At 73.2% G+C, this 4,867-nt stretch carries 5 protein-coding genes; all 5 read left to right on the top strand.

The window, feature by feature from the left end:
* Positions 1 to 351: 351 nt before the first annotated feature.
* Positions 352 to 1,002: a TetR/AcrR family transcriptional regulator gene (locus VMF70_08910; GenBank protein HTT68135.1), complete on the top strand. Its 651-nt coding sequence runs from the start codon at positions 352 to 354 to the stop codon at positions 1,000 to 1,002.
* The gene (locus VMF70_08905; protein HTT68134.1) at positions 999 to 2,306 is read left to right on the top strand and encodes a TolC family protein; all 1,308 of its coding nucleotides are present in this window, start codon (positions 999 to 1,001) and stop codon (positions 2,304 to 2,306) included. Before VMF70_08910 ends, VMF70_08905 begins: the two co-directional genes overlap by 4 nt.
* A gap of 67 nt (positions 2,307 to 2,373) precedes the next feature.
* A complete protein-coding gene (locus tag VMF70_08900) occupies positions 2,374 to 3,366 on the top strand; it encodes an efflux RND transporter periplasmic adaptor subunit (protein HTT68133.1) in 993 nt (330 codons plus the stop codon).
* 151 nt (positions 3,367 to 3,517) lie between these two features.
* On the top strand, positions 3,518 to 4,402 hold the full coding sequence (locus VMF70_08895; GenBank protein ID HTT68132.1) for an ABC transporter ATP-binding protein: 885 nt from the start codon (positions 3,518 to 3,520) through the stop codon (positions 4,400 to 4,402).
* Positions 4,403 to 4,485: 83 nt separating this feature from the next.
* Positions 4,486 to 4,867: ATP-binding cassette domain-containing protein (locus VMF70_08890; protein HTT68131.1), on the top strand; the 382-nt coding region annotated here is incomplete at its 3' end.

Below are 4,867 nucleotides of genomic sequence, written 5' to 3'. Positions count from 1 at the left end.
GCGACCGCGGTCGGCGCCGCGCTCATCGCGTTCTGGATCTTCCACTCCGGCGTTCCCTTCGCCGGCCCGGCCGGCGCCGCCGGCGCCTTGGCCGGCTCCTGCTTGGCGCACGCGGCGAGCGCCAGCGCCAGCGCGGCCACCGTGCTCATTCGACCGTACACGCGAACCTCCGAGAGAGGGGACGTGCCGGCACGCGCGCCGCCAACCGGTGCGGCTGGCTCGGCCCTGGCCGTGCCGGGCGATGCCTGCAGAAGCGACAGCTAACCTAGTCGGGTCGGCGCGAATTGCCAGATGCCCGCTCGGGATTCCGCCCTTGCGCATTCATACGTTTGTATTGTACGATACATACGTATGAAACAACACCTGGAGATCCGGGAGCGGCTGCTCGAGGCGGCCCGGCAGCTGTTCGCGCGGGACGGATTCGACGCGGCCGGCGTCCGCGACATCACCGCGCGGGCGCACGCCAACCTCGGCGCGATCACCTACCACTTCGGCTCCAAGGAAGCGCTGTACCACGCGGTGATCCAGCGCTTCGCGACGCCGCTGGCGGACCGCCTCGCGGCGATCTCGCGGGAGCCGGGGCCGCCGCTCGAGCGCCTGGCGGCGGCGGCGCGCGCCTTCCTGGAGCACATCTGGAGCCACCCGGAGATGCCGCGCCTGATTCTGCGCGAGCTGGCGAGCGACCGGCCGTTGCCGCCGCCGGTGGCGCTGGTGATCCGGCGCAACCTCGAGTCGTTCACCCGCATCATCACCGAGGGCCAGGCGGACGGGACGATCCGGCCGGGCGAGCCGCACCTGTTCGCGATGAGCATCGCGGGCCAGCCCCTGTTCCTGGCCCTGGCGCGCCGGGCGATCCGGGAAGCCATCGGCACCGATCCCGGCGATCCGGCCATGCGCTCGCTCATCGCCGAGCACGTGATCGGCAACCTGAGGGCGGCGTTCGCCGGGCCCGCGGCGGCGGCGGCCGGACTCGACACCCCAAGGCAGGACCGCCAGTCATGATCCTTCCCCTGCTGCTGACCGTTCAGCTCGCGGCCCAGGACACGGGCCGGCTGACGCTCGCCGCCGCCGTGCGGCGGGCGCTCGACTCGCATCCCAGCGTCGCCGCCGCGCGCGCCAACCGCGACGCGGCCGTCGCCTCGGTGGGCACCGCGCAGGCGCCGCTGTTTCCGCGCCTCGCGGCTTCGCTCACCACCAGCCAATACAAGATCGGCAACCTGGTCTACCCGCTGTCGGGCATCGATCCGGCGCACCTTCCGCTGTTCAACTCCACGCTGAGCCAGGGCGCGGTGTCCCTCGGCTACACGCTGTTCGACTTCGGGGGCCGCAGCTCGCAGGTGCGCCTGGCGCAGGCGCAGGAGCGCCGGGCGGAGGCCGCGCTCGACGCGACGTCCTCGGCGCTCGTGGCCCGGGTGGCCGGCGCGTACCTCTCGGTGCTCACCACCCGCGACATCCTCCACGCCCAGGAGCAGGAGCTGGCCGCGCTCCAGGCGGAGGCGAGCCGCGTCGGGCAGCTCGAGACCCAGGGGAAGGCGGCGCACGTCGAGGTCCTGCGCCTCGCCGCGCAGGTCTCGCGGGCGCGCGCGGACGAGGTGGGGTCCCGCGCCCAGCTCGACGTCGCGGAGCGCGACCTCGCCCAGCTCGTGGCGTTGCCGGTGGACTCACTGCGCACCCGGCTCGCCGCCGTGCGCCTGGCGGACACCAGCCTCGCCGACCGCGCGAGCCTGGTGGCGCGCGCGGAGGCCGGCAGCCCGGACGTCGCCCAGGCGCGGCGGGCGGCGGAAGCGGCGGCGGCCGGCGTGGGCGCGGCCCGGGCGGCCTACTTCCCCACGCTGCAGCTCAACGCCGCCTACCTCGAGAACGGCCACGTGTTCACGGGTTACCGGCCGTACTGGAGCGCGCAGCTGCAGCTTTCCTACCCGATCTTCACCGGGTTCGCGGGCGTGAACGGCGTTCGCCAGAACGAAGCGGGCGCACGGGCCGCCGCCGCGCAGCTCCGCGTGGCCGAGCAGGCCACCGAGCAGAGCGTGGACGCCGCGCTGGCGGCCGTGACCGCGGCGCGCGCGACGGTCGAGGCGCTGGCGACGGCAGTCGCCCAGTCGGCGGAGGTCGAGCGGATCCGCCTGCTCAGCGTGCAGGTCGGCTCGGGCACCGAGACGGACTACCTCGACGCGGAGGCCGCGCTGCTCTCCAACCGCGCCGGGCTGGTGCAGGCGCGGAACGCGGAGATCGCGGCTCGGGTGGAGCTGGCGCGGGTGACGGGGGAGCTGGGGGTGGAGTGGCTGGCGAGGGCGGTGGGGCAGTAAGGCGGGGGTTGGGGGTTGGGGGTTGGGGAGGGTTCAGGGGTCAGGGACCTGGGGCTAGGGAGAGACAATGAACCGCAAGCGCATTCTGCCGATCGTCGCCGTGGTGGTCGTGGCGGTCGTGCTCTACTTCCTCCTACGCCCGCGTGCCGACGCCGGCGCGCTCGACGCCTCCGGCACCGTCGAGGCGACCGATGCGCAACTCGGCTTCCAGGCCGCCGGGCGCATCGACACGATCCTCGTGGACGAGGGCGACCGGGTGAAGGCGGGCCAGCTGCTGGCGCGCCTCGACCGGACCGAGCTGGACGCGCGGCGGGCCCAGGCCGCGGCGCAGCTGGCGGCCGCGCAGGCGCTGCTCACGGAGCTGCAGCGCGGGTCCCGGACCGAGGAGGTCCAGCAGGGCCGCGACGCACTGGCCTCCGCCGAGCAGAGGCTCGCCGACGCGCAGCGCGACCTCGACCGGACCCGGCGCCTGTTCGACGGCGGCGCGGTGAGCCGCGAGGCGCTCGACAAGGACCAGCTCGCCTTCGATGTCGCCAAGAGCAACCGCGACCAGGCCGCGCAGGCGCTGCAGCTCCTCGAGGTGGGGCCCCGCCCCGAGCGGATCGAGGCCCAGCGCGCGGCGGTGGCCCAGGCCCGCGCCACGGTGGCGCAGATCGACGCGATGCTGGCCAACGCGCTGATCCGCGCCCCGTTCGCGGGCGTGGTGACCGTGAAGGACCGCGAGATCGGGGAGACGGTGTCGGCCGGCGCGCCCGTCCTCACGGTGACGAACCTCGACGACCGGTGGGTGCGCATCTACATCCCCGAGACCCGCGTGGGCGCGGTGCACCTCGGCGAGGGCGCCACGATTACCGCCGACACCTACAAGGGCAAGGTCTACCGCGGCGCCGTGAGCTTCATCGCCAGCGAGGCGGAGTTCACGCCCAAGAACGTGCAGACCACCGACGAGCGGGTGAAGCTGGTGTACGCCGTCAAGGTGCGCGTCACGTCCGATTCGAGCTACGACCTGAAGCCCGGCATTCCGGCGGATGTGCAGTTGGGAGTGGGGAGAGGGCGGTGAAGCTGCCAGACGGCAAGTTGACAGTGGTTACCAGAGGCGAGTGACCGGAATGCAGACCAGCCCCTCAGCCCCTCTCCCCACTGCCCTGCCCTCCGGCTCCGCGCCGTCCGCGATATCGGTCCGCGGACTCACGCGGAGGTTCCGGGACCTCGTGGCCGTGGACGGGCTCACGCTCGAGGTGCCGCGCGGCGCGCTGTTCGGCCTGGTGGGGCCGGACGGTGCCGGGAAGACGACCACGCTCCGGATGCTGGCCGGCGTGCTGCCGCCGACCTCGGGCGACGCGCTGGTGGGCGGGGTCAGCGTGGCCAGGGACCCCGAGGGCGTGAAGGAGCACATCGCCTACATGGCGCAGCGCTTCGGCCTCTACCACGACCTCACGGTGCGCGAGAACATCGAGTTCTACGCCGACCTCTACCAGGTGCCGGCGGCCGACCGGCCGCCGCGGCTCGAGCGGCTGTACCGCTTCTCGAGCCTCGGCCCCTTCGAGCACCGGCTCGCGGGCCAGCTGTCGGGCGGGATGAAGCAGAAGCTGTCGCTGTGCTGCGCGCTGGTGCACCACCCGGAGATCCTGCTGCTCGACGAGCCGACCTTCGGGGTGGACCCGATCAGCCGGCGCGACCTGTGGCTCATCCTGCACGAGATGGTGGCCGAGGGCGTGACGGTGTTCGTCACCACGGCCTACATGGACGAGGCGGAGCGGTGCGACCAGGTCGCGCTGCTCCACCGCGGGCGCGTGGTGGCGCTGGACACGCCGCAGGCGCTGCAGCGGAGCTACGCGGGCGAGATGCTGAGCGTCCACGTCACCGACCGCCGCGCGGCGGCGCACGTGCTGTCCGGCGTGGCGGCGGTCCGCCGGGCCGCGGTCTTCGGGGACGCGATTCACGTGACGCTGGGGTCGAGGTCCGCGGACTGGCCCGCAGCCGTGCGGGCGCTGCAGGCGGCGGGCATCGGGGTGCTCGGCACGTCCGAGGCCGAGCCGAGCCTGGAAGATGTCTTCATCGATCGGGTGGGCGAGCGGGCAGGTGGTGGGTCGTAGGCGGTGGGTGCCGGTGGAGTGGGACCCACGACCGACGACCCCCAACCCACCAACGGCAGCAACGCGAGCGGGGACCAGCTGACTTGACGACTCCATGCGCCGTCGAAGTTCACGAGCTCACGAAGAGATTCGGCGACTTCACCGCCGTGGACCGGGTCAGCTTCACGGTCGAGCCCGGGGAGATCTTCGGCTTCCTCGGCCCGAACGGCGCCGGGAAGACGACCACGCTCCGGATTCTGACCACGCTGCTGCCCGCCGACGGCGGCGAGGCGTTCGTGGCAGGAGCGAGCGTCCGCAATCGGCCCGCCGAGGTGCGCCGGCGGATCGGCTATGTCGGCCAGCTCGGCGGTGCCGACACCTCGGCCACCGGTACGGAGAACCTGCTGCTGCAAGGCCGCTTGTACGGGATGAGCGCCGAGGCGGCGCGGCGCCGGGCGGACGAACTGATCGAGATCCTGGACCTGG

Source organism: Gemmatimonadales bacterium (assembly GCA_035502185.1).
GTDB lineage: Bacteria > Gemmatimonadota > Gemmatimonadetes > Gemmatimonadales > JACORV01 > Fen-1245.
This window is presented reverse-complemented; position numbering and strand designations above follow the sequence as displayed.

Coding starts and splice junctions, on each gene's coding strand:
- VMF70_08900 (HTT68133.1), top strand. CDS start 2,374: ATGAACCGCAAGCGCATTCTGCCGATCGTCGCCGTGGTGGTCGTGGCG.
- VMF70_08910 (HTT68135.1), top strand. CDS start 352: ATGAAACAACACCTGGAGATCCGGGAGCGGCTGCTCGAGGCGGCCCGG.
- VMF70_08905 (HTT68134.1), top strand. CDS start 999: ATGATCCTTCCCCTGCTGCTGACCGTTCAGCTCGCGGCCCAGGACACG.